Source organism: Streptomyces phaeoluteigriseus (assembly GCF_001896135.2).
Lineage (GTDB): Bacteria > Actinomycetota > Actinomycetes > Streptomycetales > Streptomycetaceae > Streptomyces > Streptomyces phaeoluteigriseus.
The window spans coordinates 1-26,666 of record NZ_MPOH02000012.1; the positions used below are offsets into that span (position 1 = coordinate 1).

The following is a 26,666-nucleotide window of genomic DNA, read 5'->3' on the forward strand; positions in this document are numbered from 1 at the left end:
CCGCCCCGACCTGGGCGGACGCGGCGGGAGAGGGCCGGTCTGTGGGGAGGTCCCGCCCGCGCAAGAGCGCGGACCACGCGGGCGATGGGTTCGCGCCAGATTGGAAGACGGCTGTTTTCGGCCGGTCCCCGCGCGGTCCCAAGCGGCTGCCTGATACACCCGGTTCGGCGGCATACGGCCGATCCGAGGGCGACCCGCCGCCGTGGCCAGGGAGCCGGGGACGGCGGGACGGGCGCGACGGCCGTCCGTCCGATCGGCCGTGCGTCGATCCCGGCCGACGGTTGGCGTGTGTCTCCGCCGTTTTCGCCCGCGCGGTGATCGGCCTTTCGCTTCCTTCCGGGCGCTGGAAGCGGCGCATTGAATCCGGTGCGCCGTCACCCTGCTGGTGTGCCGTGTTCCCCCGGGACGGATCAGGGCACATGGCCCTGGTGCGCGAGGAGCGTAGTCGGCTGCCCTTCGAAACAGCCGCTGACAAGGGGTGGGGGAGATGGTTCGGGTTCTCGTGGTGCACGAAGAGGAACTGCTGCGTTCGGCATTGGTGCAACTGCTCAGATCCGACGACGCGTTGGAGGTCTCGTCCATGTCCCCCCGCGCCGACGTACCCGATCACGACGTGTTACCGACGGACGTGTGTGTCGTGGACGGCGAGTGTCTGCACGGGCCGGGGGAAGCGCACGACGCGTCGTTCCGGGCGCGGTGCGGAGACCGGCTCGTCGTCCTGACCACCCTCCGGCGTCCGGGCGTACTGCGCAGGGCGTTCGAGGGCGGTGCGCTCGGGCTGGTCGACAAGAACGCCCCGGCCCAGCGACTGATCACGGCGGTGCACACGGTGGCCAAAGGTGAGCGCTTCCTCGACGCGGCCCTGAGCGTGGCCCTGCTCGAAGGTGCGGTCATGCCCCTCACCGCACGCGAGCTGAGCGTGCTGTCCCTGGCCGCCCAGGGGTCGCCGATGCCCGAGATCGCGGCCCGTCTGCATCTGTCCCGGGGGACCGTCCGCAACTACATGGCCACGGCGATCCGGAAAGTGGGCGCCCGTAACCGGGTCGACGCGATACGCATCGTCCAGAACGCCGGCTGGACGTGACGAACCGTCCGGTGCGGTGACCGTGCCCGCACGGCGTACCGCGTTCAGGCCTCTCGGTGGGAACCGTCGTTCCAGTGGCCCGTCAGGTCACGGTAGAGCGATGAACGGGCCAGCACCTCCTCGTGCTTGCCGCACACCGCCTGCACGCCGTCCAGTACCAGCACCCGGTCGGCCCGGACGGCCGACGACAGACGATGCGCCACGACCAGCAGCGTCCCCGGCCGCCGTGCGAGCGCCTCCTCCGCCTGTGCCTCGGCGGCCGGGTCCAGGTGACAGGTGGCCTCGTCGAGCAGCAGCAGGGGTGCGGGTGACAGATACGCGCGCGCCAGGGCGATCAACTGTCGTTCAGCCGGGGACAGTTCGCCGGGTCGCACGGGGCCGTCGAGCCCGCCCAGACGAGCGACGAGCGACCGCAGGCCGAGGGCCCGGACGGTTGCGTCGAGATCCGCCCCGGTCGCGTCCGGACGCAGATACGCGAGGTTGTCGCCCACGGTGCCGGAGAAGACGTAGGCCTCCTGCGGGACCAGCACGCGCAGTGCGGTGAGGTCGGCGACAGCGCACGCGGTCACCGAGCGTCCGGCCACGCGTATCTCGCCGCCGCTGGGCGCGAGCGTCCCCGCGACCAGGCGGGTGAGCGTCGATTTCCCGATGCCGCTCGGTCCGACGACCGCGAGGTGCTCACCCGCGGCGACGCACAGGTCCAGCGAGTCGAGGACCGGCTCGGCGCGCACGCCGTAGGACAGGGTCACGGACCGAAGCTCGACCGACGCGGTCGGCCGTTCGTGCGCGGGGAGCCGCGTGCGTCGGTCGGGGCGGGACGCGGCAGGTCCGCCACCGCCGGGGACGAGCCGCGGCCCCCGATGGCCGGTGCCGGTGCCGGTGCCACCGCCGGGGGACCGACGTCAGCCGTTGACCCGACGTCGGTCACGCTGAGGGGGGTCACGGGCTGGCCCGCCGGGGGCGGGGGCTTCGGTCGCGTGCCGTGCGTGAACGTCGGCGATGGCGCGGGGCCGACGATCCGGTCCAGGACGACCAGTAGCCGGGCCCCCGCAGCGCCGAGCGCGGTCATCAGCGTGTGCACGGCCGGTAGCAGTGACTGGACGAGGTAGGTGAAAGCGCCCAGCAGCGCGCCCGCCGTCACGCCCCGTCCGCGTAGCCACGGCACCGCCGCCAGCAGGGTCAGCACGGGCAGGTGACCCGCGACACCGAGCGCCGCCGTGCGCACCGCCGCCCAGCCGGCCAGGACACGGGACGCCGCGGCGGCACCGGCGACCAGGTCCGCGCCGTGTCGCGCCGTCTCGGGGCCGGTCCCGCAGGCCGTGAGATCGCGCAACGCGGCCCGGGCCCGGGCCGCGTGGTCGCCCAGCGCCTCGTCGGCCGCCAGGGCGCGTCGTTGGGCCGCCGCCATGGGCCGTAGCGTGGCCAGGAACAGTGCCAGGCCGCCGAGCAGCGGCGGCAGAACCACCACGACCAGGGCCGGGTGCAGGGAGAACAGCCCGATGAGCGCTCCGGCGGCGGTGAAGACGAACGAACGCAGGGTGAGAACCAGACCGGCGAAGCTGTCCCGGGCGATCTCGACCTGGTTCGTCAGCCGGGAGACGGCCGCCCGGTCCGTGCCACCGGGCGCGTCGAGGGCCTGGGCCATGGACCGGTCGACGGCACGCCGCACCAGGCCGTCGCGCAGCGGCTCCGTCAGCCCTGCCAACTCGGCGAAGACACCCCGGATCACCGGAGCGCCGAGCAGCACCGCGACCAGGGCGACCGCGAGCCACGACAGCCCCTTGCGTGTGTCACCGGCGAGAAACCCCTGGTCGACGGAGTGGGCGACGCCGTAGCCCACGAGGAATGCCTGCACCGCCTCCGCCAGTGACCAGACCGCGAGCCGCGCCAGCACCGCCCGGCGGCGCACCAGGAAGCGACGGGCGGGCGGCGCGATCCGGCGCAGTGCCCCGGACCCGTCGTCCGCGTGGTGCGTACGGCCGTCCCCGGCGCGGCTCACGGGCGTGCCCCTTCGGCTTCGGGCAGTTGCGCGGGCCTCTCGCCCGGCGTCGAGGCCGCGTTGCCGCCGACGCCGAAGACCGCCCGGTAGTCGGCCACGTTCCACAGGTCGCGGTGCGACGCGACGGCCCGCACCCTTCCGCCCTCCAGCCAGATCACCAGATCCGCCCGGCCCGCGACCGACGGCCGGTGGGCGACGACCACCCGCGTCCCGGGGCGCGGCGATCGGCGCAGCGCCCGGTCCACCTCGTGCTCCGTGGCCGTGTCCAGGCTGGACGTCGCGTCGTCCATGATCAACAGCCGTCCGGCGTGCGCGAACGCCCGGGCCAGCCCGAGGCGCTGGTACTCGCCGCCCGAAAGCGGTGCCGCGGGCAACGGGGTGTCGTAACCGCGCGGCAGCCGGCGTACGAAGCCGTCGGCGCCCGCGGCGCGGGCGGCTTGCCGTACCTGCTCGCGCGAGACCGGCCGCAGCCCGGTGGCGATCGCATCGGCGACCGTCCCCTCACCCAGCGCCGGACGCTCGAAGGCGAAGGCGACCTCGGCGCGCAACGCCTCGCGGGTCAGCCGGTCGAGGCGGACCCCGTCGAGCAGCACCTGTCCCTCGTCGGGGTCGGTCAGCCGCCCCGCAACGGCCGCCAGGAGGGACTTCCCCGCCCCGCTGCGGCCGACCACCGCGGCGGTGGTGCCACCCGGTATCCGCACGCCGTCGGCGCGCAGCACTTCCCTGCCGTCGCGTACCACCCGCACACCGCGCAGTTCGAGGTCGCCCGGGCCGTCCGGCGGCAGGTGCCGCGTCCCGTAGGCCAGCGCGGGCATCCGTTCCAGCGCCAGGGTCCGGCTCCGCGCCTCACGACCCCGTACGACCGCGCCCAGCAGTGACGCGGCACTGCCGACGCCGGCCGTCAGCTGTGCGTAGCGGCAGGCGGCGAGCAGACCGCCCACGCTCAGGGCGCCCGACGCCAGACGCAGACCTCCGACGGCCGTGGCTGCCAGGATCAGCAGCGGCACGAGGACGCCGCTTCGGCCCAGCGCCCGTCCGTGCAGTGCCCACATGCGCCGGCCCAGGGTCGCCAGCTCCGTCAACGGTGCGAGGATGCGCTCGCGTTCACGGGCGCCGGTCCCCGCGGCGGCGATCGTCGCCGTGCCATCCAGAGCCTCCAGCAGCCGGGACGCGATCTGTGCCTGGGTGTGCTGGTAGGCGGCCACCGACGCGCCGGTGTCGCGGGTGAACGTCCGCAGCACCAGCGCCAGGGCGGGCAGCCCCGCCAGCACACACGCCGCCACCCACACGTCGACGACGGCCAGCGCGGCGAGTGCGCCCGCCGGGGGTGATCAGCGCGGCCGCCAGAGCCGCCCGGGCCGCCGGGCCGCTGCCCGCGTCGGCGGCGTTGAGGGTCAGGCGGGTCCCGACGTCCCCCGGGGTGTAGGGGCGCGCGCGTTCCGGTACGGCGCCCAGCAGCCCGGCGAAGGCGCGGGAGCGGATGGCAGCCGTCCAACCGGCGTTGCAGCGGCCGGTGAACAGCGAGGTGAGGCTGTCGAGCAGCATCTCGCCGACGAGCAGGCCGGCGCTGAGCGTCAGCCAGTGTCCCGCGTCACCGTCGCGCAGCAGGAGATCGAGTGTGCGGCCGAGCACGAAGGGCTGGGCCACCGCGGCCACCGCCGCCCCGACCGAGGCCAGCAGCACCAGCAGTTCCGACGCACGCCCCGGCTTCACGCCGTCGGCTCCGTCACCCGCGGCGGGCACGTGCCCTGCCCGCGGCTCGGTCGTCACCACCCCACGAACCCCCTTCGATCCGCCCCACGTGCCAGGACACCGGTCGCGCACCCGGTGGGGTACGTGGCACAGGTGTCCGCGAACGCAGGCACCGGTGCCCCGGGCAAGGCCCGAGGCACCGGTGCCGAGCAGCGTTGATCACCGCGTCGCCGCGGCGGTCGGCTCGGGCGTCAGTTACAGGTCGTGACGCTGAGGCTGCTGTCGCCGCAGAGCAGAAGGCTCGCGCGGCTGCCGGTCTCGACGTCCCCCATGGCCTCTTCCTTCGGGGTTTCCATCGACTGCAGGTCAAACAGGTTCATGACATTGTCCCTTCGTGTGGCAACGGGTTCTGTTCTTTCATCACGACCCCTGGCGGGGCCGAGTCAGGGGCCGCTGCCCGGTGGGCGGCGGCGGAAGGAACGGCAGCCCGGCGGGCGGGTCGCCGTGGACGGAGGCGACGGCCAGCAGGCATCCGGCCGTTCCCGTGGAAAGGTCCATGGAAAGGCGCATCATCTGCTCACCCGGGAAGGCCAGCCGGCCGCCATAGGACATGGCGTGCCAGGACAGCGCGTCGATCTGGCGCCGGAGGGCCTCGGGCCCGGTGCCGGGTCCCGTGGCCGTGGTGCGGCCGAGATACAGCACCATTCCGGACACACCCCGGTAGAGACCCGGCTGGGCGTAGAACATGGCCTGCGCGGCTGCCACGATCTCGTTCCTCGCCCGCGCGAACTCGTCGTCGTCCCGGTGCGCCAGGTAGTCGTCGAGGACCATGCCGATGCCCACGCTGCCCGCACCCAGGTAGGGCATGGTGCGCCACCCCTCGTCGACCTGCAGCGCGCCGCCCGCGCCCCGGACGCAACGGGCCAGGTCCCGGCGGAGCGCGTCGCCCGCGAGATCGAGCAGCGCGGAGTCCCCGGTGCGTTCGTAGAGCCGAAGGAAGAGCAGAGCGCTGCCCGCCGCGCCGTGCAGCAGGCCCGCGCGGGGCCGGGCGTCCCGCTCCCGGCCGGCACGCCGCGAGCGGTCAGCTCGACGCAGCGCAGGGCCGCCGAGCGCAGCGCGGGCTCTCCGGTGGTGGCGGCCAGCGAGTCCAGGGCGAGGCCCAGCCCCGCGGTGCCGCTGTGCAGGTCAGGGGCCAGGTGGTCGAACGGCTGCTCGAGGAGCAGGTCGGCCAGGTCGAGGGCGCGGTCGCGATGGCCGAGGTACTCCAGTGTCCAGGCGATCCCGGCGAGCCCGTCGTGGAAGCCGAGCGGCATGCCCGACGGTGCCTGCTTGGTCCGCTCCAGGAGCCACTGTTCCCCGTCCTCACTGCGTTCCGCGCCGCTCTCGGCCAGGGCGTACAGCACCCCCGCCGCGCCGTGGCCGAAGGCCAGCCCGCCGCCCGCCGTGGCGAACTGCGCGATGTCGCCGGGGAAGAGACGGTCGGTGCGGGACGGCGTCGCGGACGCGTGGATCGCCGCGGCCATCGACTCCCGGCTGAGCGGCCAGTCGCCGGGCCGGACCGGCACCAGCGGCTCGGCCGTCACCCGCGCCGCGGGCACGCCGACGGTACGGGGTACGTCCGTGATCTCGTCGACCGCCGCGTCCAGGAAAGCGCGGTCCACCGGGAACTGACTCGCCACCACGTCGGCGAGATGCGCCGCCTTGCGCCGGTCCAACGCGAGAAGGCTGGTGAGCGGGAGGAACAGCGCCAGCCGCAGACAGGCCAGCGCGTACCGGTCCACCGCCACCCCGCGCCGGTCGGAAGGCGCCACGAACCCCGGGTTCGCGACGGTCTGCCGGCCGGGTTCGTCGATCTGGTGCGCCGCCTCGAAGTCCAGGAGGGTGACGCTGCCGTCCTCCCGGAGCATGATGTTGAACAGATGCAGGTCGTTGAAGACCACGCCCCGCGCGTGGACCTCCTCGACGGCCCGCTCGACCCGGGCGTGGACATCGAGGGCCCAGGCGGTGTACTCGGCCAGCCGCTGCTCACCCGGGTCGGCCTCGATGAGCGGATGCCGGCGAGCGAAGAACGTGTTGAGCGGTTTGCCGTCGATGTACTCCAGCACGAGGAAATGGTGTTCCCCGACGGTCAGGTGATCGAGCACCTCGGGTGTGCAGTCGAGGCCCGACAGACGTTCCAGCGCCCGGCGTTCGCGGTGCAGCCGGGTCACGGCGTCGGCACCGTCGGCTGCCAGCCCGGCGTGCGGACGGGCCTCCTTGAGGACGACCTGCCCGCCGGTGCGGGTGTCACGGGCGAGGTAGACACCGCCGCCGTTGGAGAAGTGCAGTGCGGAATCGATGGTGTAGGGGAGGTCGGCCACGGTCACCGCGGAGCGGGCGTCCAGGTGCGGACGCAGGAAGGCGGGCACACTCACCCAGTCCGGCACCCGGAACACCGGACCGCGGAGGTCGGGCACCAGGACACCGTCGGGACCGGTCACGGCCGGCCGCAGCTCGCCGCTCGCGTCGTAGCAGTTGCGGCGGGTGAAGCCGCCGTACCGGACGTGCACGGGGCCGTCGCCGATCCGCAGGTCACTGAGGATGTGCGGACCGGGCTCGCCGGCCAGCAGAGCCGACAGCTCGCCCGTGATCTGTTCGAACCGCGCCTCGTCCGCCGGGTACACCGTGATGAACTTGCCGCTGCCGGCGCGGTCCGCGTACTTGGCGTTGCGCTGGTGCAGCAGATACCGGCTGGGGACGAACTTGAAGGCCGTGCCGCCGGCGACGCAGTACCGCCACACGCGTTCCAGCACGGACTCGGCGTTGTCGAGACAGGCGGAGACATGGATCTTCCAGCCCTGGTCGGGCAGATCCGCGTCCACCGGACGCAGGGCCAGCCAGTCCCCGCTCTCGTTGCGCTGCCATCCAGCCGGGACGGGCAACGAAGCAGCGGCGTACCGGGACCGTCCGGAGCCGTTCCGGACCACCGTGCGGTGCGGAGCGTCGTAGAAGTACGGGTCCGCGTCGCAGTACACGGCATAGCCCTTGTTCACGCCTTCTCCCTCCCACCGATCGCTGACAGGTGAGACGTTGTCACGCGCTCGACGGGCGGGCACAGTTGCCGCTGTCATCAATCCAACGTGCGGAACGCACGGGTAACTTGCGGGAGGGGCCCTACCGTCGGCAGGAGCGCACGCCGTGCCGGCGCTCGGACCGCCGCCTGGCCAATGGCCTCTCCAACGCCCGTGCCCTCCGGGCGTCCGCCGCTCGGAGGTCCGCGCATCCGCTGCCGCACGCCGGTCCCACCGATCCGCGTCGATGGAGCCGGGGGCATCGACCTGCTTGGCGGGCCGGTGCGTGTCTGTCACTCGACAGCCGGGCCCGTCCCGCGGATCGAAGTAGGCGGTGGAAAGCCCGTCACGATGGCACCGATGCCGCTCATTTCCCCTCTGTTCAGTTGGCTGGACTCATCTTGCACAGTGAGTGCTCGACCACATCGACCCAGGGGGACGAGACCCATGACCACTCCACAAGGCATACCGAGACGCTTCGGACGGCTCACAGCCGTCGGAGCCGCGCTGACAGCGTTCATGGTCGCCGTGACGGGAACGGCGATCCAGGCGGCGGCCTCGCCGAAGACGACGGAGAAGCCGCCCGTGCCGTCGCTCACCTGGACCGACTGCCAGGGCGGCTTCGAGTGCGCGAACGCCGACGTGCCGCTCGACTACCGCAAGCCGCAAGGCAAGACCATCACCCTGGCGGTGGTCCGGAAGAAGGCCGCGGACCAGACGAAGCGCAAGGGCACGCTCTTCATGCAGCCCGGCGGGCCCGGCAACTCCGGCGTGGACTTCGTACGGAACAACCACGCGACCCTGCCGGCCGCACTCCGCGACTCGTTCGACGTCTTCGGCTACGACGTCCGTGGCGTCGGCCGCAGTTCTGCGCTGACCTGCTTCGACGACGCGCGGTACACGAGGGCCGTCACCGAGGCCAAGGGCGTGCCCGGCCCGGACGCCTTCGAGCCCGCGCTGCGTGAGGCCGCCGCATTCGACCAGGCCTGCGTCGACAACGCGGGCGAGCTGCTGCCCCACGTCGGCACCGAATACGTCGCCCGGGACATCGACCTTTTGCGGGAGGCGCTCGGTGAGCAGCAACTCACCTACTACGGACGCTCGTTCGGCTCGTACATCGGGACCGTCTACGCCGCCATGTTCCCGAAACGGGTGCGGGCCCTGACTCTCGACGGCGCGTACGACCCCGTGCACTACGCCAACCGCCCGTACGCCTACGACCGGCCGCAGTACCTGGCACTGGACGGCGCGATGAGCCGCTTCCTCGACTGGTGCGCCGCCGACCAGAGCACCTGCGGGTTCGGCGACGGCAACCCGCGCGCGGCGTTCGAGAAGCTCAAGGCCGACCTGGACGCCAACCCCGTACCGACCGCGAACGGCGGCCAGGCCAACGGCTACACGCTGGTCTACCGGCTGATGTTCAACATCAACGAGGGCAAGGTCATCTGGCCCACGCTCGGCGCGCAACTGCGCAAGGCCCAGCTGCGGGACAACACGTCCTTCCTGCTGCGTCCGCCCTCCCCGGCCAGCTTCGACTTCCTGGGCCCGAACGTGGCCGTCGAGTGCGTCGACCGGGACTACCCGCGCGACCTGCGCCGGCTGGAGCGGAACGTCGCGGCCAACGCGAAGGCGGCACCGCTGCTCGGCCCGGCGATGGCGTACGGCCCTCCCACGTACGACCACCAGCACGCCACCGCCTGCGTCCAGTGGCCCGGCGAGCGCGTCAGCCGCTACGACGGCTCCTACCGGGCGAAGGGATCGGCGCCGATCCTCGTCCTCGGCACCACCGGCGACCCCGACACCCCGTACGGGGACGCGGTGGCACTGTCCCGCCGGCTCGACAACGCCTCGCTGCTCACCTTCCGGGCCGAGGGGCACACCGCGTTCGGCCGCAGCGCCTGCGCGACGGACGCGGTCGTCGCCTACCTGGTGGATCTCGAGGTCCCGGCCTCCGGCACGACCTGCGCGGACGAGACGCAGCCACCGTCCTCCACGCCGAAGGCGGCCCCGCCCGGCACGACGCTCGGCGAACTCCGTAACGGCGTCGACGAGCGCGTCGAGCGCATAGGCGCTGTGAGCTGACGTAGCCGCACCGACCCCGGGGGCGCCGACCGCCGAAGGCGGGCGCCCCGGGATCGGGGGCGGGATCGGGGCGGGATCGGGGCGGGCGGGCGGTCACCGAGCAGGTGGCCGCCCGTCCGCCCGCGCGTCGCCCGCGAGCTGCACGACGTGGTCGCCCATCACCTGGTCCTCGCAGGCCTTCCAGGCGGGCGCGGTGGCCCGCCGACCGCTCTCCCGCCCGGAGGAGGCGTCCCGGATCGTCACCGACCTGACGGGAACGACAGCCTCGACCTGGACGAACCCAGGGCCGCGGTCGGCCTGTTGCGTCGGGAGGGGGGTGACGACACGGCGGACCACACCCGGTCCACGTCCCCGCACACGAAGCCGCGACTGCCCGACTACCGGCGCCGGCAGCCTCGTTGCAGGTGGCGGGGGTCCACGTCAGCCTCCGTACCGGGGGTGAGCCGAGTTTGCCGGCTGCGGGCGCGGACCTCACGGCGTACCTGATCGTGCGGGAGGCTCTCACCAACGTCACCAAGCACGCCGGGCCCGGCGGCGCCGAGGTGCGGCTCGTCCACACCGACGATCACCTGTCGGTCGGTGTCACCGACGACGACGGCGCGGTCGCCCGCCGGGTCGGGCACCCGTCCCCTGGCGGAGAGGGCTACGGACTCATCGGCATGCGGGAGCGGGCGCGTTCGGCGGGCGGGTCCGGGCGGGGTACCGGCCCTGGTGCGGCATCGAGGTCGTCACCGAACCTGCCGCTGGGATCGGACACCATGCGGGAGACGGGAAAGCCAGGGAAGCCGGGGGGCCGGGGAACGCCGGAGAAGCCGGAGAAACAGAACGAGTCCCACCCCGCCTGAAGCGGGATGGGACTCGTCCACCGGAGCGCCGGGCAGGCCTTGCACCTGCACCTCCCCACAGGAAGTGGGGCGTCTTTCCTTGGACCACCGACGCAGAACCGATTCACCGTTGTGGTGGCGACCAGCTCAAGATCAATGGTACACACGGCCCCGCCTCCCGCCAACTCGGCTCGGAGGAGGATCCGTCAGCCCATCTCGTCGACGTCCAGATCCGGTCCGACGACCAGCGTGACGACCCCCGCCTGCGCGTCCGCCGCCGCGGCCGACCGCGCCTTGGGCAGCCGTGAGGAGAGCACCGCGGCCTGCTTCTCCAGACCGGCCGGGAAGCCGACGGACGTACTCGACACCGTCTCGGGGGCGTTGCCCGTACCGCTCACGGTGAAGCCCATCGTGCGCAGCTTCTCGGCGACGGCCGCGGCGCGCCCCGACTGTCCCGTGCCGTTGAGGACCCGGACCCTCACCTGGGACGCGTACACGAGGTTCTTCGCCGCCGCCTGCAACTGGGCCTTGGTCATCTCCTTGTCCCTGGCCAGGGAGGTGAAGAGGTCGGCGGCCTGCGGGTACTGCCAGACGACGTTGGCCTTGTCCGTCGGGACGTCCGCCTCACGCGGGTAGTTGGGCACGGTGAGGAAGGCCAGCCGGTCGCTGGGGATGCCCTTGAGTTCGTTGGCCAGCCCGTAGATCTGCTTGATGCCCGCCAGGTCCGGGTCCGTGGTCAGCGACTTGGTGGCGGACTGGAGGAAGCCGTACAGGGCGTCGGGACTGGCCAGCTTCGACTGGGCCTTCTCCGCGAGGGCGTTCATGAACTCCTGCTGGCGGCCGATGCGGCCGATGTCGGAGCCGTCCCCGACGCCGTAGCGCACGCGGACGTAGCCCAGGGCCTTCTCGCCGTCGACGTTCTGGCAGCCGGCGTCCATCTCCAGCTGGGCCTTGTCGGACTTGATGGGCTCCGTCGGGCAGACCTCGATGCCGCCGAGCGCGTCGACCATGCCCTTGAAGCCGGAGAAGTCGACCGACATGAAGTGGTCGATGCGCAGGCCGGTGTGGGCCTCGACGGTCTTGATGCTGCACGCGGCGGCCCCGGCGACCTCGCCGCCGCTGCCGCCGATCGCGAACGCCTCGTTGATCTTGGCCTTGTGCGGGTCGGAAACCTTGCCGTCGCCCATCTCGCAGGCGGGTATGTCCACCCAGGAGTCGCGCGGGAAGGACACCACCGCGGCCCACTTCCGGTTGGCCGGTATGTGCAGCACCATCAGCGTGTCCGACTGCATGGTGGACAGATCCTTGCCGTACTTGGCGTTCGCGCCGTCCCGGCTGTCGGAGCCGACGACCATGATGTTCTTCGAGCCGGGGCTGAGGTTCTCGGGCCGGTCGCCGCCCAGCTTGTCGTCCACGGCGGCGGAGTCGATGTTGTTGTTCAGGTCGTTGTAGACCCACGCGCCGACACCGCCGACGCCGAGGACCACCACGGAGGTGACTCCGGCACCCCAGGCGAGGAACCGCCCGCGCCGGGTGAGGCGCGTGCCGCCGGGTCCACCCCGGCCGCCGCCGCTCTGCCTGGCCCTGCTTCCGCGGCCGGCCGCCTCCACCGGAGTACGTCCACGCCTTCTCGTCCCGCTCACCGGCGCTCGCCTCCGCCTCGGCCGTTCTTCACCCCGTACACCGTGCCTGGATCTTCGGCATCGCTGGTCACGGCCGAACGTCGGAACCCTACATGCGTCAAGTAATACGTCCGAAAAGCTCAGCCGACTCAAGAGACGGCCCGAGCCCCGCAAGGGTTGCCCTGTGTGTGCCGTTCTCGTCAGGTCGCCGCCGGGCACCGGTGGCCGTTGCCCGGCAGGCCCATCGAGTGCAGCCGGGGTTCACCGGTTGCCGGGACGGCGAACACGAACAGGGCGGAGGTCGCGGGCACGCGCAGGCCACGCCGGCCGTCGAAGGTGTGGGCGGCGCGACCTCCCAGGGGCAGCCGGACCGGTCCAGCGCGGCGACGACGTCCGCCTCGGTCGGCTCGCCGGGGAACGCGCGGGTGTACGTGGGCAGTTCGACGGTCTCCGTCCACGTCCGGACCGTCACGAGCCGCACCTGGCGGCACCGGCGGACGAGGACCTCCAGGTCGCCGTACCCGAAGAGGCGGGGCCGGCGCCTGCTCCGGAGCATCTGCCGGGGCTCACCGGGGGCCGCGGTGACGTCGTCCCAGGACGCGTCGACGTGGACGGGCCCAGGCGGGCGGTCCGGGCGACGGAGGCAAGCAGCTCGGTGAGCATCACGGGCGGAGCGTCGCAGCAGGTCAGGGCCGCTGTCCAGCCGTATCGCCCCCGCGGTGGGCGTCACCCACCGCGTGGGCGGGAGGGTTACGGGGCGTCGATCAGGTCCACCGGGGGGGACCGAGACCGTCCGGGCGCCGGGGGTGCCGGCGAGGACGACCTTGCGGAGGGAGACGTTGTTCTTGTGGTCGGTCTCCTGGAGGCGGTTGGCCGGGTTGGCGATGACCTGGATGTGGTAGGTGCCGTTCGGCAGGTCGGTGATGTCGAAGGACTGGCCGGGACGGTACTGGGTGTACGTGTCACCGGAGCCGACGTCGAGGACCTCCCGCACGGAGATGGAGTTCTGCTGGCCGCACGCGGTCGACAGATCGGTGTTGTACGGGTGCCAGTTGGCGTTCTTCACCGTGTAGTCCACGGCGTCCGTGTTGGCGAGGCAGAACGCCTCCTTGCCGCTGCGGACCTCCTTGGACTGGTCCTCGCTGAGCAGCCGGTAGCTGGCGAAGTCGGTGAAGTGCCAGTGCTCGTGGCCGATGCGCGGGTCCCACTCCATGGTGCCGGTGGGGGTGTAGCCGACCTGCTTGCCGTCGGCGTCGTAGAAGTACTGGTAGGCGTCCATGAGGTCCTCGCCGGGGCTGCGGAAGCCGTCGACGACGAGCGGGGCCGGACCGGCGTTCCACACGTTCGCGCTGAACGCGAGGTAGTCCTTGCCCGGTACGTCGCCGTCCTCGCCGTCGGTGACGGTGATGTCCCAGGCCGGCAGGGACCGCAGGTCGGGCTTCGGCACGTTCGCCGGGACGCTCGCGCGGCCGGTGGGAGCCTTGGCGTTCGCCTTCAGCGCGGGCGCGATCCGGGAGCCGTCGGTGTGCCCGGCGCCGTCGCCGAGATGGTGGGCGAGACCCCGGTCCTCGAGCGCGTGGGAGAGGGCGGGCGGGGTGGGGGCGTCGGCGCCGCGGGGCCCGTAGTGGTGCCCGGCCCCGTGCCCGCCGGAGGCGTGAGCCGCGTGGCCCCCGTGTGCGGAGGACCGCAATCCCGCACCGGCGCCCCCCTCGCCGTCGCTCTGCTCCCGGACGGTCACCTTGATGCTCGGCCGCTCGTCGGGGATGCCGAACAGATCGCGGTACTTCTTCGCGACGGCCACCTGGGCGGTGTACTCGCCCGCCGGGAGGTCGACGCGCTCGTCGTAGTCGACGGTGGAGGAGTTGGCCGCCCAGCCCTTCTCGACGCCCCACACCGAGCCCAGGGTGAACGGGTTGGTGGGACAGCTCTGCGGATAGTGCGAGGTGGCCGGGGCGTCCGGACGGATGCGCCCGGAGGCGTTGTTGGGGCAGAAGGTGCCCTTGGTGGCGGCCACCTCCTTCCCGGCGGCATCCTTGACGGACACCTCGAGGAAGCCGGGCAGCCCGCTGAAGTCCTGCACCAGCCCGGCGGGCAGCGTCTTGGTCTTCACCTTCGTCCCGTCCCGCAGGATCTGCTGGGCGACGACGGGCGTCTTGTACGACGCGCGCGTCACCTTGAACTCCAACGGCGCGTTCTCGACCTGGACGTAGGTGCCCAGGTCCAGGAAGACGCCGGGCGGCTCCCCCTCCCAGTTCCACCGGTCGAGCGTCACGGACTTCGACGCGGCGATCAGCTTGAGCTGCGGCACACCGGGCTTGGCGGCCTGCGGTGCCGCGCCGGCGCCGGGAGCGGCCCCGGCGACGCGACGACGGCAAGCGCGGCCCCCGCGGCGAACGCCGCACGCTTGAGATTCCTGCGGTCTGGCTGACTGGTCATCGGTTCCTCGTCTGCGAGTGCCATGGTCAGTGGCATCGGACTGGACAGCCCGCGGACCCACCCACCGTTCGAACGCACCCCATGCGTCCCGGGAGAGCCTGTGAGCACCCTGTGAGAGAGGTAAACCCGTTACGGGGGTTGCCTGTTGACCCCAACTTCACCCGAACCGACACCCTCCGGCCCACCCGAACCGACACCCTCCGGCCCACCCGGCCCGACACCTCCGGCCACCCGGCCCGACCCGAACTGCCCGCCGCGCCCGACGGTCTCGCCCGTCCGGACCGTCTCGCCCGTCCCGACCGACCCGCCCGTCCCGGTGGCGAGCAGCAGCTCGTCGAGGAACTCGCCCATCGCCCGGGCCCGGGAGGGCAGCACGCCCTCCCGGACCAAGCCGCGGCGTTCGGCGCGCGCCATAGCATCGCGGGTATGGACGAGTGGGGGTTGCGGCCCGCCGGTCCGGCCGATGTCGACGATGTCGCCGAGTTGCGGGCCGTGGTGTTGCGGGGGGACCTGGAGCGGCTCGGGCGGTTCGACGAGTCGCGGGTGCGCGGGCGGCTGCGGGACGGGTTCGTGCCCGCGTACACGCGGGTCATCGAGGTCGGTGGCGTGTTCGCCGGGTGTGTGGCGGTGCGGCCGGGGGCGGACGGGCACTGGCTGGAGCATTTCTACCTCGCGCCGCACGTCCAGGGGCGGGGCATCGGCTCGGCCGTTCTCGGCCGGCTGCTGGGTGAGGCCGACCGCGGCTCGGTCCGGCTGCGTCTCAACGTCCTACAGGGCAGTGCGGCCCGGCGGTTGTACGAGCGGCACGGGTTCGTGGTGGAGCGGGAGGACCCGGTGGACGTGTTCCTGGTGCGGGAACCCGTCGCGGGGCCGGGCTGACGGTACCGAACTGCTCTGCGGCTCCGACCCCGTCCGAGTGCCTGGGGGCGCATTCGGCCTGCCGGTGCCGCCGCGGTCGTCATCATGATCCGGTGTCCCAGCTCCTGCGTGTCCTTGTCGGTGCGCTTCTCGTCGCCGTCGCTCTGGTCGCCTGGCCCGCCTGTGTGCCCTTGGGGGGCGGGCCGGCGGTGCCCGCGGGCGCGTTCGGGGCCTATGTCGGGTACGACGCCGTCGGGGTGCGGCGGATCGCGGGACTGGACGGGTGGGTGGGGGCGGCGACGCCTCGGGTCGGGCGGGCGTACCTGCCCGGGGACCGGTGGAGCAACATCGAGGGGGCGCCCGGGTATCTGGAGTACTGGGCGCGGTGGCGGACGCCCGCGCGGACCGGATGTTCGTACTGAACGTGCCGATGCTGGAGCGCACCGAGGAGCGTCTGCCCGACGACGTCGTCCGCGAGGAGCTGCGCAGGGGTGCGCGCGGTGAGTACGACGGCCACTTCCGGGCGCTCGGGCGGCGGCTGGTCGGGCTCGGGGTGCCGGACAGTGTGCTCGTCGTCGGCTGGGAGATGAACGGCATCACCTACACCCACCGCTGCGGGCCCGACCCCGGCGCCTGGAAGGCGTACTGGACGCGGATCGTGACGGCGCTGCGGTCGGTGGCGGGGCAGCGGTTCCGGTTCGAGTTCACGCCGAGCCGGGGGCTGGACGCCGTCCCCTGGACCGACTGCTACCCCGGCGACACCCACGTCGACATCATCGGCATGGACGCCTACGACCAGCCCGAGGGCATGTCCTTCGAGGAGCAGGTCGACGAGCCGTACGGGCTGGCGGCGCACGTGCGGTTCGCGGCGGAGCACGGCAAGCCGGTGTCGTACCCGGAGTGGGGGTTGTTCCGGAACGGGGACAACGCCGCCTATATGCGGGGCATGCTCGGTTGGTTCGCCCGGCAGCGACCGCTGTACCAGACCATCACCGACTACTGCCCGCACGGCGTGTGGCGCTGCCGGGACAACCCACGGGCGTCGGCCGTCTACCGGGCGGCGGTGTCCCGGTGAGGACAGGTTCCGTCCGGCGCGGCAGCGCTCCGGTGGACGATTGATCCGTCCGGCACGGCGGCGCCCCCCTGACGGCAGGTCCGTCCAGCGCCACAGCGCCCCCATGAGGACAGGTCGGTCCGTCCAGCGCCACAGCGCCCCGGTGACGGCAGGTCCGCCCGGCACGGCGGCGTCCCCCTGACGGCAAGCCCGTCCAACGCGACAGCGCCCCCGTGACGGCAGGTCCGTTCGGCTGAACCGTCCGCGCGTCGTCGCGCCCGTCGCCACCCCCGGTCCGATGATCCCGAAATGCGACGAGAACACCACGCGCGCCTCCCGCGGATGTGTTTCGCTCCCGCGCGAAAGCCCTCGGCCTGCCTCCCGTCCGCCCTGGCGGCCGTATGGATCGCGGGCATGCTGGTCGTGCTCGCCGCGGTGCCCGCCGGGGCCGGGAGCGACGCGTTCCGCAAGGAGACCAAGCGCACCGTCCGGGCCCACGAGAAGGCCCGCACCCACGTCGACCGGCTCCGCGCCAAGAACGCCGGTGCCACCGAGGTCAGATCCGCCGAACGCCGCCGCAAGGCCATCCGGGCGGGGCTGTGGGACGCGCTGTGGTCGGTGGCCCGCGACGCCGGTGATCCCGTCGCCGTCGACCCGTCCGGACGCGCCGGCCGCTGCCCGGCCGCGCGCGCCCGCGCCCGCAGCCGCGCACCCGAACGCCGTGACGCGGTCTGGACGGCGCCGATCCACCGCTACCGGCTCTCCGCCGGCTACGCGGCCCGCGGCTCCCGCTGGGCCCACCGCCACACCGGCCAGGACTTCGCCGTGCCCACCGGGACGCCCGTGTACGCCGTCGGCCCCGGCACCGTCCGCGCGACGACCTGCGGCGACGGCTTCGGCAACCAGGTCATCGTGCGGCACCCCGACGGCTATTTCACGCAGTACGCCCACCTGTCCCGCATCGACGTCCGCAAGGGCGGGCGGGTCGCGGCCGGACAACGCCTCGGCCTCGCCGGCTCGACCGGCAACACCACCGGCCCCCATCTCCACTTCGAGGTACGGATCACGCCGTACATGGGGTCCGCGGTGTCACCCCTGCCGTGGCTGCGGAGGAAGTCGGTCCAGGTCGGCGGCTGACCGCCCTCGGCGATGTCCGGGAGGGGGTGCCGCGCCGAGCTGGGGCTGCCCCCACCGGTCGGGGTGCCGGGCACCTGCCATGCCGTATGACAGCCGTGCGGGAACGGGCCGCCGACCAACCCCCCGCACCTCCCGATCCCCATGGGCCGGCATGACCAGGCCGCCCGCCCGCCCGCGCCGGGCGCGCACACGGCTCCGCCGGAGATCCGTACACGGTCCCGGGGCCGGACCGGCCGCCGTCCGGACGTACGCAGCCCGTAGGCAGGGCCGGAGAGCTACGGCCCCGCCACCGCCGGGATCTCCCTCCGGGAGGTGCCTGCCGCCCGGCTCGGCGAGGACGTGTTCGACGTGGGCGTCGCCCGTGCGCGGGATGAGGTACCCCGGGGCGGCCGGGTCCTGCCGGGGCCGGGGTCGGCTCACCGCGCCGTCGGTCGGTACACCGCCAGCGCCCAGATCACGAACACGTCGATCGCGATCACGACGACCGACCAGATCGGGGCGTAGGGGAGGAACAGGAATTGGAGGACGAGGCTGACGGAGGCCAGGAGGATGCCGGTGACCCGGGCCCAGGCCGCGCCCTTGAGGACGCCCCAGCCCGCCGCGGCCGCGACGAGGCCGACGATCAGCAGGATCCAGCCCCAGCCGGTCAGGTTGATCTTGTAGACGTAGTCGCCGATCCGCCCGTACACGTCGTCCTCGGCGATCGCGGCGATGCCCTGGAGGACGGCGAGGATGCCGTTGACCAGCATCAGCACGCCCGCGAAGGTGACTCCGCCGGCGGCCAGGCCGTCCCCGGCGTGCGGTCCCGGGAACCGGTTCCCCGAGCCGGACGGGCCGGTGCCCTGATGGGACGGGTCCCAGACGGGCGAGCCCTGGGGATTCCTGGACTGCGACGCGTCACTCATGGCCGTACCCCGCCTCTCTGTCGGATGCTCCCGCTCCCCCGACCATCTGTCCGGGTGACGGCCACCACCACGGGAACTAGACCGTGCGGGTGAGCCGGCGTACGCGGACCGGGGGCCGGCCTGCACTGGAGGGGCGCCCTCGCGGGGGAGGCCCGTGCGGGAGAGGCCCGTGCGGGGTCAGGCCCGTGCGGGAGAGGCCCTTGTGGGGTCAGGCCACGACCGCCAGTTCGTGCGGGGTGCCGTTCAGGCGGCGGCCGGCCTCGTCCGTGCAGGTCACGATGTCCTCGATGCGCACGCCGAAGCGGCCGGGGAGGTAGAGGCCCGGCTCGATGGAGAAGCACATGCCGGGAACGAGGGGCTGCGCCTCGCCCTCCACCAGGTAGGGCGGCTCGTGGGTGGTGACGCCGATGCCGTGGCCGGTCCGGTGGACGAAGTACTCGCCGTACCCTGCGTCGGCGATGAGCGCGCGGGCCACCCGGTCGATCTCCTGGCAGGGCACGCCGGGCCGTACCGCTTCGAACGCCGCCTGCTGGGCGGTTCGCACGAGGTCGTGGATCCGGCGTTCCTCGTCGGTGGGCGGGCCGACGTGGACCGTGCGGGTGGTCTCGGAGCCGTAGCCGTCCTTGAGGCCGCCGAGGTCGAGGACCACCATGTCGCCGTCCCGGATGACCCGTTCCCCCGCCTCGTGGTGGGGGTTCGCCCCGTTGGGGCCGGAGCCGACGACCCTGAAGTCGACCTGGCTGTGGCCGTGTTCACGCAACAGCCGGGCCAGGTCGGCGGCGACCTCCGTCTCACGGCGGCCCGCGAACCGTACGGCCAGCAGGTCCTCGTACGTCGCGTCCGCCGCCGCTCCCGCCGCCGCGAGCAGGGCGATCTCGTGCTCGTCCTTGACCGCGCGGAGCATGGGCAGCGCGGTGGTGAGGGCGCGGTAGGCGGTGAGGGGGAGAGCCTCCTGGAGGCCGAGGAGGTGCAGGGCCCAGGCCGTGTCGGAGACGCCGTAGCGGCCGTGCGGGCGGAGCAGGCCGGCCGCGGCGGCGTACGGGTCCTGGCCGTCGCGCCAGTCGGTGACGCGGACCGCGCCCGCGCCGGGGGCCGCCTCCGCGTCGGGGCGTTCCAGGGCGGGGACCAGGAGGTGGGGCTCGGTCTCGGGGGTGAGGACGAGGAGGGTGAGGCGTTCGGTGACCGCGGTGGGCCGGTAGCCGCACAGCCGGAACAGGTCGGGACCGGGGGTGACGAGCACCCCGGAGAGCCCGGCCGCGACCGCCTCGCGGGCGGCGCGGGCCATGCGCTCGGCGTAGTCGTCCCGTGTGGCTGCCCACTCGGCCGCTTCGGCTGCCTCGTCGCTCATCTCGCGCCACCTCGTCCCGTCGGTCCCCGTCCATTGGAGCGGGTGGGGTTGGCGGGTGCGGGACGGTGTACCGCCGTCCGGGTGGCGGCCCCGGGCGGCTCCGGGGCTGCCTCCGGGCCCGGCACAGGCCCGCCTCCGGGCATGCCACAGACCCGGCACAAGCCCGCTCCCGGACCCGGCACAGGCCCCCGGGCATGCCACGGACCCGGCACGGGCCTGCCCCCGGGCATGCCACGGACCCGGCACAGGCCCGCCCCCGGGCCTGCCACGGACCCACCTCCGGACCCGGGATGTGCCCGCCCCGGACCCGGCACCCGTGCCTACGTCGCGGCGGGGACGTCCCGCTCGCTCACGTCGACCTTCAGGTGCGCCGACAGGGCCCGCAGGAGGTCGGGGGCGTCGAAGAGGGCGCCGGCGGAGACGACGCCGACGGCCTTGGTGCGGCCGGTGAGGATGCGCTCGACCGCCTCGACGACGAGCGGGGCGGTGACGGCGTAGATGTCCCGGCCGTGCGCCACGGCCCGCCGCTCCCCGGTGCCGGAGCGGACGACGACGTCGACGAGGAAGGTCTGCGCGGACCGGCCGCGCTCGTCGACGGCGGTCGGTGCCGGGGTGTCCGGGGACGCCAGTTCCCTGGCCGCCTCCAGGGCCATCGCGGTGCGCACCTCGGGGATGCCCAGATGGCTGGGGAGGGTGACGACGTCTGCCATGGTGAACTCGTCGACGACGGTCCGCCGGCCCAGCGGGGCGGGGAACTCCCATTCCAGCAGTGGCTGTTCGTCGTGGTGGTACTCCAGCTTCCCGCCCGTGTGGCGAACGCGGCGGCCGTCGCGGCGTTCGCTGGAGACCTTGCCCGCGGCGCGCGTGCCGGGGGTGGGGTGCCAGCCGCTGAGGCCGTAGACCACGCGCGCCTCGTCGGCCTCCGTCCAGTCGCCCATGGCCGTGGTGGCGAGCAGGTCGCCGAGGCCGCCGAAGAACGCCATCGCGGGCAGGATCACCGCTCCCTGGGCGCGGGCGCGGTCCCCGTACCGCTCGAAGGTGTCGACGTTGGCCTCGATCTCCGCCGCCACGTCGACGTAGGGGATGCCGGTGCGCAGGGCGGCCTCGATGATGGGCCCGGCGGTGGTGGCGAACGGCCCGGCGGCGTTGACGACCGCCGCCGCACCGGCCAGCGCGCGGTCGAGCGAGGCCGGGTCCTCGGCGGAAGCCGGACGGACGTCGAGTCCGGCGGGTGCCGAGGCCGCCAGTTCCCGCAGCTTGCCGGCGTCCCGTCCGGAGAGCACCGGGACGAGGCCGCGGTCCAGCAGCTCCGCCACCACGAACCGCCCGGTGTGCCCGTACGCCCCGAACACCGTCACCGTCTGACCCGATGCCATCGCTCTCCCCGTTCCTCACGTCGTGCTCTGCCGTGCCCACATCCTCGGCCGTGGGGTGGCCGGCGCACGAGTGTCCGGAACGACACGCCCCGTACACTTCCGGACATGGACACCGGGGGAACCGGGCGGACCGGCGGCGGCACTGTCGCGCTGGCCGTCACCGAGGGCATGCTGCACTTCGAACTCTCCGTCGCCCACGAGGTGTTCGGCTTCGCACCCGTCGACGTGACCGTCCCCTGGTACGAGGTCTCGGTGTGCGGCACGGAGGCCGTACGGGTCGGCCGGTTCCGGCTGGAGCCCGACGAGGGTCTCGACCGGCTGCCGTACGCCGATCTCGTGATCGTCCCCGGCTGGGCGGACGTCGACGTGGCCCCGCCCGCCGACCTGGTCGACGCGGTGCGGGCCGCCCACGAGGCCGGTGCCCGCGTGGCCTCCCTGTGCACTGGCGCGTTCGTGCTGGCCGCGGCCGGTCTCCTGGACGGCAGGCGGGCCACGACCCACTGGGCCCACACCGATGTCCTCGCGGCCCGCCATCCGGCGGTCGAGGTGGACCCGGACGTCCTCTACGTCGACAACGGGACCGTCCTCACCTCCGCCGGCAAGGCCGCCGCGCTCGACCTGTGCCTGCACCTGGTCCGCCTCGACCATGGCTCCTCGGTGGCGAACTCCGTCGCCCGCCGGCTGGTCGTACCGCCCCACCGGGCGGGTGGGCAGGCCCAGTTCGTCGCCGCGCCGGTCCCCGACCGGGACGACCATCCCCTGTCCGCGCTGCTCCCCTGGATCGTCGACCGGCTCGACCGGCCGCTCACCGTGGAGGACCTGGCCCGCCAGGCGCGGATGAGTTCCCGCCACCTCGGCCGCCACTTCCGTACGGCGACCGGCACCAGCCCTCTCCAGTGGCTCCTGACCCAACGCATCCGCCGCGCACAGGAGTTGCTCGAAACCACGGACCGCAGCGTCGAGGCGATCGCCGAGGCCACCGGCATGGGCACGGCGGCGACCCTGCGGCGCCACTTCAACCGCGCGATCGGCGTCCCGCCGGACTCCTACCGGCGTACGTTCCGGCACACGGCCCGGCCTGCGCTCCCCGGAGGGGACGCGGGTCGCTCCTCCTGATGCCGGGACTTCCGGACTGCGGGACTTCGGGACTGCGGGACTTCGGGACTGCGGGACTTCGGGGGCCGCCCGGTCGACGCGGCGCCCGCCGGGACCTTCCGCCCGGTCAGAGCCCTGCGGGTACCGCCGGGAAGGTGACCTTGGTGAGTTCCTCCGACACCGTCCACAGGCGCCGCGCCACCACCGGGTCGCTCGCCGCGGCCGTACGTCCCACCAGTGTCGGGCCGCCGCGCATCTCCCCCGTGCCGTCGGGGCCGACGTAGCTCGCGCCGGGGAGGTCCGCCGTCGCCGCGTACAGGGTGGGCAGGGCGCCCGCCCGGTCGTCCTGGGCGAGGAACCTGTTGCCGAGGCGCATCAAGGCGCGGGCGACGGGGTTCGCCGTGTGGCTCTGGAGGTTGGTGGCCGCGTATCCGGGGTGGGCGGCCAGGGCGCGGACGCGGGAGCCGGCCTCCGTGAGGCGGCGCTGGAGTTCGAGGGTGAAGAGCAGGTTGGCCAGCTTGGACTGGGCGTAGGCGGCGCGCGGGGTGTAGCCCGCGTCCAGGTCGAGGTCGTCGAAGCGGATCGTGGCGCCGCCCCAGCGATGCGCGCCGGAGGAGACGGTGACGACGCGGTCGGTGACGTACGGCAGGAGCAGGTTCGTCAGCGCGAAGTGACCGAGGTGGTTGGTGCCGAACTGCATCTCGAAACCGTCCCGCGTGCGTCGCTGCGGGAGCATCATCACGCCGGCGTTGTTGATCAGCAGGTCCAGCGGGCGGCCCTGCCAGGCGTCCGCGAACTCGCGTACGGAGGACAGGTCGGCCAGGTCGAGGCGGCGCACCTCCGTGCTGCCGGTGAGGGTCGCCGCCGCCGTACGGCCGCGGTCCAGGTCCCGTACGGCGAACACGACGTGCGCGCCCGCGCGGGTCAGGGCGTCCGCGGTGGTGAGGCCGATGCCGCTGTTGGCGCCGGTGACGACGGCCGTGAGGCCGGTGAGGTCGGGGAGGCGGGTCGCGTTCCATCGCTTGTTCTCGTCAGTTGCCATGGCCCCAATGTAGACGCCGCCAACAATGCTGGCAATGCCTACAATGATGACGCCGCCAACAAAAGTGGCAGCGTCAACATCGGGATACGATGACCCCCATGCCCGAAAGCCGCCCCTACCACCACGGTGACCTGCGCGCCGCCCTCCTGGAGAGCGCCGAGCGCACCCTGCGGGAGAAGGGCGTCGGCTCCCTGTCCCTGCGCGAACTGGCCCGCGAGACCGGCGTCAGCCATGCGGCCCCCGGCCGTCACTTCAAGGACAAGCAGGCCCTCCTCGACGCCCTCGCCCTGGCCGGCTACGACCGGATGGCCAAGGCCATGGACGCCGCCCACGACCCCGCGCTCCCGCTCCAGCCCCGCCTCGCGGCCCTCGCCCGCGCCTACCTCACCTTCGCCACCGAGAACGCCGAACTCCTGGCGTTGATGTACGCCCGCAAGCACGACCCCGAGGCCACCGAGCAGATGGCCGCGGGGGTGGACCGTGCGGTGGGCGCCTTCGAGCGGGTGATCGCGGACGCACAGCGGCAGGGCGAGGTCATCGAGGGTGACCCGCAACAACTCACCCTCTTCGCGGGCGCCGCACTCCACGGCATGGCCGCGCTGACGGCAGGCGGCATGCTCGACGAGACGACGGTCCTCGCCATGACCGACGACCTGGTCCACGTCCTGCTGCACGGGCTCACACCCCGCTGAGGCCGCGCACCCGGCCCGATCGACCCCCACTGCGGGAACCTGCCGCGATGGCGGAGGGGCGGCAGCCGATCTTGTAACTGCCCAAGAACGCATGACACTTGTCATCCACACTGATGACGGACCACATGGGTCACGGGCCCTTCCGGCCCCAAGACTCACACCATGACCACACAAGGCAGCACCCGGCGGCAGCTGATGACCACCGCGGGCGCCCTGGCAGCAGCGCTCACCGTCCTGCGCCCGCACTCGGCCGCCGCGTCCCCCGCGCCGGCCACCCCGGGCCGCGCGCCGACGTCCGACGCGGCGAGGCCGGAGCCGCCCCAACGGCTCGTGCTGCCCCGGCCGACCGGGCGGTACCCCATCGGCACCCACACGCTGCGCCTCGTGGACCGCTCCCGCCGCGACCCGTGGGTGTCCTCACGGCCGTTCCGGGAGTTCGTGATCCAGATCTGGTACCCGGCCCACCGGACGACGGGCGGCCGGCGCCGTGCGCCCTGGATGACCCCTGCCGCGGCCCGCCACTTCCAGAACTCCGGCCTGCTGCCCACCGGCTATGTACTCCTCCCCACCACCCACGCCACGCCGGGCACGCCCGCACGGCCGGCCGGCGGCCGCAGTCCCGTGATCCTCTACTCGCACGGCCACGGCCAACACCGCAGCTCCAGCCTGTCCCTCGTCGAGGATCTGGCAAGCCACGGCTATGTGGTCGTCACCATCGACCACACCTACGACGCGGGCCAGGTGGAGTTTCCCGGCGGACGGGTCGAGACGTACGCCATGCCCGAACTGACGCCGACCCTGCCGCCCGCCGAAGGGCAGCGCATCATCGGCAAGGCCGTCCGCGTGCGGGTCGCCGACGTCGGCCACACCCTCGCGGAGCTGGAACGACTGATCCGGTGCGGTTCACCCGGCCTCCCCGCCGGCCTGCGGGACGTCATGGACCTGACGCGCACCGCCATGTTCGGCCACTCACTCGGCGGCGCCACCGCGGCCGAGGCCATGTGCGCGGGGCTGCCGATCGCGGCCGGGGCCAACCTCGACGGGAGCCTGTTCGGCGAGGTCGTCACACGCGGCCTGGACAAGCCGCTCCTGCTGCTCGGAGCCGACCGCCCCGACGACGCCACATGGCAGGACACCTGGCCCCACCTGCGCGGCTGGCGCCGCTTCCTGCGGCTGACCGGCTCCGAGCACTTCTCCTTCACCGACTACGAGACGCTCCTCCCCCAGGCCGCGGCCCGGCTCGGTGCGACTCCCGAGCAGATCGCCGCGTTCCTCGGCCCGTTGGAATGGCGCCGCTCCCTCGCCGTGCAACGCGAAGCCCTGCTGGCGTTCTTCGGCCTCCACCTCCTCGGCCACCCCGCCCCCCTCCTGACCGGTCCCACAGCCCCATACCCAGAACTGGTCTTCCGCCGGCCGGTGGGCTCGTAGGGGAAGAGTTGGCAGATCCGGGCCACTGTCGGCCTCGGCAATGCCTGGCGTAAGCCGCTGGAGCTGGCCCACCTCCTGTCCGCCTGCGAGAAGGCCGGCATCGCCTACGTGCCGTACTTCCCGCTCGTTGGCGGCGCCACCGACCTCTGCGGCCACCGCTCACCAAGGTCGCGGACCGGCACGGGGCGACGGTCTCCCGGATCGCCCTCGCCTGGCTGCTCGCGGCGTCCCCCACCACCCTGGCCATCCCCGGCACGGGCTCCCTGACCCACCTGAAGGAGAACGTCGCGGCGGGTTCGATCCCCCTCACCGACGAGGCCTGGCCGACCTCGGCCGACCTCGGCGGGCGGCTCAGTCAGCGGTGAAGAGGTCGGCGGCGCTGGTCGCGTGAACCGCTCGCTCCGACCAGCGGATGAGCTGGGCGAGATCGGTGCAGGCCTCGACACGTGCACGGACGTCATCCGGGACGTCGATGTCTCGCACGCGCAGGATGCGGAGGGTTACCTCGGCGAGCGCCTCAGCGCGTCCTTCCTCGCGTCCTTCCTCGCGTCCTTCTTCGCGTCCTTCTTCGCGAACTTCCTCAGCGAGCGGGTGCCGCCAGAAGTACTGGATCGCCGTCATCATGTCCCTCCACATCTTCCGAGCCTGGGTGTCCGCCAGGCACGAGTCGACGAACTGCACGAAGACCGCGGCGCTGTCACGGTCGATGGTCCGCAGGGCGGCTGCCAGCGATTCCAGTATGGCGGGAGCTTGCCGCCCCCGGCCATGAGTCATGGCCGACAGCACCGCAAGGGGTACGTCTCGCTCAGCCTCCGATGCCTTCGCAATCACGGGCACGTTGTCCGGCCCGAGGACGAACGGACGTACCGTCAGCGACGGGCACCCCCGCACCCCGAGGTGGATGGGCTCGGCCGCCCACCGGGCCGTCGCACTGTTCTGCGT

The 26,666-nt window shown here is 73.1% G+C and carries 19 protein-coding genes and 4 pseudogenes; 10 read left to right on the plus strand and 13 right to left on the minus strand.

Annotation, left to right across the window (positions count from 1 at the left end; genetic code table 11):
• The first annotated feature begins 487 nt into the window (after positions 1-487).
• A complete protein-coding gene (locus BM536_RS17135) occupies positions 488-1,084 on the plus strand; it encodes a response regulator transcription factor (protein WP_073498995.1) in 597 nt (198 codons plus the stop codon).
• A 44-nt stretch (positions 1,085-1,128) separates the two neighbouring features.
• On the opposite strand, the pseudogene BM536_RS44865 reads toward BM536_RS17135, so the two are convergent.
• The 4 genes and pseudogenes from BM536_RS44865 to lanKC all read right to left on the minus strand — a co-directional run bounded on the left by BM536_RS44865 (position 1,129) and on the right by lanKC (position 7,807).
• Positions 1,129-3,083 (minus strand): annotated as a pseudogene (locus BM536_RS44865) (ATP-binding cassette domain-containing protein).
• Positions 3,080-4,372 (minus strand): ATP-binding cassette domain-containing protein, encoded by a 1,293-nt coding sequence (locus BM536_RS17145; RefSeq protein ID WP_425444646.1) that lies wholly within the window; start codon positions 4,370-4,372, stop codon positions 3,080-3,082. The pseudogene BM536_RS44865 and the gene BM536_RS17145 overlap by 4 nt, the downstream one beginning before the upstream one ends.
• 654 nt (positions 4,373-5,026) lie before the next feature.
• Positions 5,027-5,155: a mycelium formation morphogenetic lantipeptide SapB gene (gene ramS / locus BM536_RS17150; RefSeq protein WP_006130296.1), complete on the minus strand. Its 129-nt coding sequence runs from the start codon at positions 5,153-5,155 to the stop codon at positions 5,027-5,029.
• 40 nt (positions 5,156-5,195) lie between these two features.
• Positions 5,196-7,807 (minus strand): annotated as a pseudogene (gene lanKC, locus BM536_RS17155) (class III lanthionine synthetase LanKC).
• A 465-nt stretch (positions 7,808-8,272) separates the two neighbouring features.
• Between lanKC and BM536_RS17160 the strand changes: the two are divergent.
• The gene (locus BM536_RS17160; protein ID WP_073498997.1) at positions 8,273-9,907 is read left to right on the plus strand and encodes an alpha/beta hydrolase; all 1,635 of its coding nucleotides are present in this window, start codon (positions 8,273-8,275) and stop codon (positions 9,905-9,907) included.
• Positions 9,908-10,000: 93 nt separating this feature from the next.
• Here BM536_RS17160 and BM536_RS44385 read toward each other — a convergent pair whose 3' ends face one another.
• Positions 10,001-10,150 (minus strand): hypothetical protein, encoded by a 150-nt coding sequence (locus BM536_RS44385; RefSeq protein ID WP_342748816.1) that lies wholly within the window; start codon positions 10,148-10,150, stop codon positions 10,001-10,003.
• 206 nt (positions 10,151-10,356) lie between these two features.
• On the opposite strand from BM536_RS44385, the gene BM536_RS42905 reads away from it, so the two are divergent.
• Complete coding sequence (locus BM536_RS42905; RefSeq protein WP_094103145.1) at positions 10,357-10,752, plus strand: ATP-binding protein; 396 nt, start codon at positions 10,357-10,359, stop codon at positions 10,750-10,752.
• Positions 10,753-10,937: 185 nt separating this feature from the next.
• Here the strand turns inward: BM536_RS42905 and BM536_RS17175 are convergent, their stop codons facing one another.
• From BM536_RS17175 to BM536_RS42910, 3 genes are all read right to left on the minus strand, one after another.
• Positions 10,938-12,341, minus strand: a complete 1,404-nt coding sequence (locus BM536_RS17175; RefSeq protein ID WP_079275243.1) for an LCP family protein — start codon at positions 12,339-12,341, stop codon at positions 10,938-10,940.
• Positions 12,342-12,471: 130 nt separating this feature from the next.
• On the minus strand, positions 12,472-14,661 hold the full coding sequence (locus tag BM536_RS17180) for a lysyl oxidase family protein (RefSeq protein WP_425444647.1): 2,190 nt from the start codon (positions 14,659-14,661) through the stop codon (positions 12,472-12,474).
• 257 nt (positions 14,662-14,918) lie between these two features.
• Complete coding sequence (locus BM536_RS42910; protein ID WP_143650933.1) at positions 14,919-15,203, minus strand: hypothetical protein; 285 nt, start codon at positions 15,201-15,203, stop codon at positions 14,919-14,921.
• A gap of 12 nt (positions 15,204-15,215) precedes the next feature.
• On the opposite strand from BM536_RS42910, the gene BM536_RS17185 reads away from it, so the two are divergent.
• The 3 genes and pseudogenes from BM536_RS17185 (at position 15,216) to BM536_RS17195 (ending at position 17,838) form a co-directional block, all read left to right on the plus strand.
• Positions 15,216-15,668, plus strand: a complete 453-nt coding sequence (locus BM536_RS17185; RefSeq protein WP_073498916.1) for a GNAT family N-acetyltransferase — start codon at positions 15,216-15,218, stop codon at positions 15,666-15,668.
• A 104-nt stretch (positions 15,669-15,772) separates the two neighbouring features.
• A pseudogene (locus tag BM536_RS17190) lies at positions 15,773-16,722 on the plus strand (glycoside hydrolase family 26 protein).
• 393 nt (positions 16,723-17,115) lie between these two features.
• Positions 17,116-17,838, plus strand: coding sequence for a M23 family metallopeptidase (locus BM536_RS17195; protein ID WP_245873582.1), 723 nt, complete (start codon positions 17,116-17,118; stop codon positions 17,836-17,838).
• 416 nt (positions 17,839-18,254) lie between these two features.
• On the opposite strand, the gene BM536_RS17200 is transcribed toward BM536_RS17195, so the two are convergent.
• From BM536_RS17200 to BM536_RS17210, 3 genes are all read right to left on the minus strand, one after another.
• Positions 18,255-18,743, minus strand: a complete 489-nt coding sequence (locus BM536_RS17200) for a DUF7144 family membrane protein (protein ID WP_073498912.1) — start codon at positions 18,741-18,743, stop codon at positions 18,255-18,257.
• A 208-nt stretch (positions 18,744-18,951) separates the two neighbouring features.
• Positions 18,952-20,091, minus strand: coding sequence for an aminopeptidase P family protein (locus tag BM536_RS17205; RefSeq protein WP_094103146.1), 1,140 nt, complete (start codon positions 20,089-20,091; stop codon positions 18,952-18,954).
• Between the two features lie 320 nt (positions 20,092-20,411).
• Complete coding sequence (locus tag BM536_RS17210) at positions 20,412-21,467, minus strand: saccharopine dehydrogenase family protein (RefSeq protein ID WP_094103147.1); 1,056 nt, start codon at positions 21,465-21,467, stop codon at positions 20,412-20,414.
• Between the two features lie 105 nt (positions 21,468-21,572).
• Between BM536_RS17210 and BM536_RS17215 the strand changes: the two genes are divergently transcribed.
• Complete coding sequence (locus tag BM536_RS17215) at positions 21,573-22,583, plus strand: helix-turn-helix domain-containing protein (RefSeq protein WP_073499649.1); 1,011 nt, start codon at positions 21,573-21,575, stop codon at positions 22,581-22,583.
• 106 nt (positions 22,584-22,689) lie between these two features.
• Here the strand turns inward: BM536_RS17215 and BM536_RS17220 are convergent, their stop codons facing one another.
• Positions 22,690-23,604 carry an oxidoreductase gene (locus tag BM536_RS17220; protein WP_073499647.1) on the minus strand — a complete coding sequence of 305 codons (915 nt, stop codon included), beginning with the start codon at positions 23,602-23,604 and terminating at the stop codon, positions 22,690-22,692.
• An 89-nt stretch (positions 23,605-23,693) separates the two neighbouring features.
• Between BM536_RS17220 and BM536_RS17225 the strand changes: the two genes are divergently transcribed.
• From BM536_RS17225 to BM536_RS42915, 3 genes are all read left to right on the plus strand, one after another.
• Positions 23,694-24,296, plus strand: coding sequence for a TetR/AcrR family transcriptional regulator (locus tag BM536_RS17225; RefSeq protein WP_073499646.1), 603 nt, complete (start codon positions 23,694-23,696; stop codon positions 24,294-24,296).
• 162 nt (positions 24,297-24,458) lie between these two features.
• Entirely contained in the window at positions 24,459-25,724 is a 1,266-nt protein-coding gene (locus tag BM536_RS17230) for an alpha/beta hydrolase family protein (RefSeq protein WP_211362900.1), read from the plus strand.
• A gap of 146 nt (positions 25,725-25,870) precedes the next feature.
• The gene (locus BM536_RS42915) at positions 25,871-26,089 is read left to right on the plus strand and encodes an aldo/keto reductase (protein WP_245873586.1); all 219 of its coding nucleotides are present in this window, start codon (positions 25,871-25,873) and stop codon (positions 26,087-26,089) included.
• Here the strand turns inward: BM536_RS42915 and BM536_RS17240 are convergent.
• Positions 26,076-26,666, minus strand: a pseudogene (locus tag BM536_RS17240) (hypothetical protein); the annotation flags it as partial. The gene BM536_RS42915 and the pseudogene BM536_RS17240 sit on opposite strands and share 14 nt — an antisense overlap.

Bases quoted from the DNA above. Each gene is read 5' to 3' on its own strand.
- BM536_RS17135 (WP_073498995.1), top strand. From the start codon at position 488: ATGGTTCGGGTTCTCGTGGTGCACGAAGAGGAACTGCTGCGTTCGGCA.
- BM536_RS17215 (WP_073499649.1), top strand. From the start codon at position 21,573: ATGGACACCGGGGGAACCGGGCGGACCGGCGGCGGCACTGTCGCGCTG.
- BM536_RS17160 (WP_073498997.1), top strand. From the start codon at position 8,273: ATGACCACTCCACAAGGCATACCGAGACGCTTCGGACGGCTCACAGCC.
- BM536_RS17225 (WP_073499646.1), top strand. From the start codon at position 23,694: ATGACCCCCATGCCCGAAAGCCGCCCCTACCACCACGGTGACCTGCGC.
- BM536_RS42910 (WP_143650933.1), bottom strand. From the start codon at position 15,203: ATGGCGCGCGCCGAACGCCGCGGCTTGGTCCGGGAGGGCGTGCTGCCC.
- BM536_RS17195 (WP_245873582.1), top strand. From the start codon at position 17,116: ATGCTGGTCGTGCTCGCCGCGGTGCCCGCCGGGGCCGGGAGCGACGCG.
- ramS (WP_006130296.1), bottom strand. From the start codon at position 5,155: ATGAACCTGTTTGACCTGCAGTCGATGGAAACCCCGAAGGAAGAGGCC.
- BM536_RS17230 (WP_211362900.1), top strand. From the start codon at position 24,459: ATGACCACACAAGGCAGCACCCGGCGGCAGCTGATGACCACCGCGGGC.
- BM536_RS17220 (WP_073499647.1), bottom strand. From the start codon at position 23,604: ATGGCAACTGACGAGAACAAGCGATGGAACGCGACCCGCCTCCCCGAC.
- BM536_RS17210 (WP_094103147.1), bottom strand. From the start codon at position 21,467: ATGGCATCGGGTCAGACGGTGACGGTGTTCGGGGCGTACGGGCACACC.
- BM536_RS17200 (WP_073498912.1), bottom strand. From the start codon at position 18,743: ATGAGTGACGCGTCGCAGTCCAGGAATCCCCAGGGCTCGCCCGTCTGG.
- BM536_RS17185 (WP_073498916.1), top strand. From the start codon at position 15,216: ATGGACGAGTGGGGGTTGCGGCCCGCCGGTCCGGCCGATGTCGACGAT.
- BM536_RS17205 (WP_094103146.1), bottom strand. From the start codon at position 20,091: ATGAGCGACGAGGCAGCCGAAGCGGCCGAGTGGGCAGCCACACGGGAC.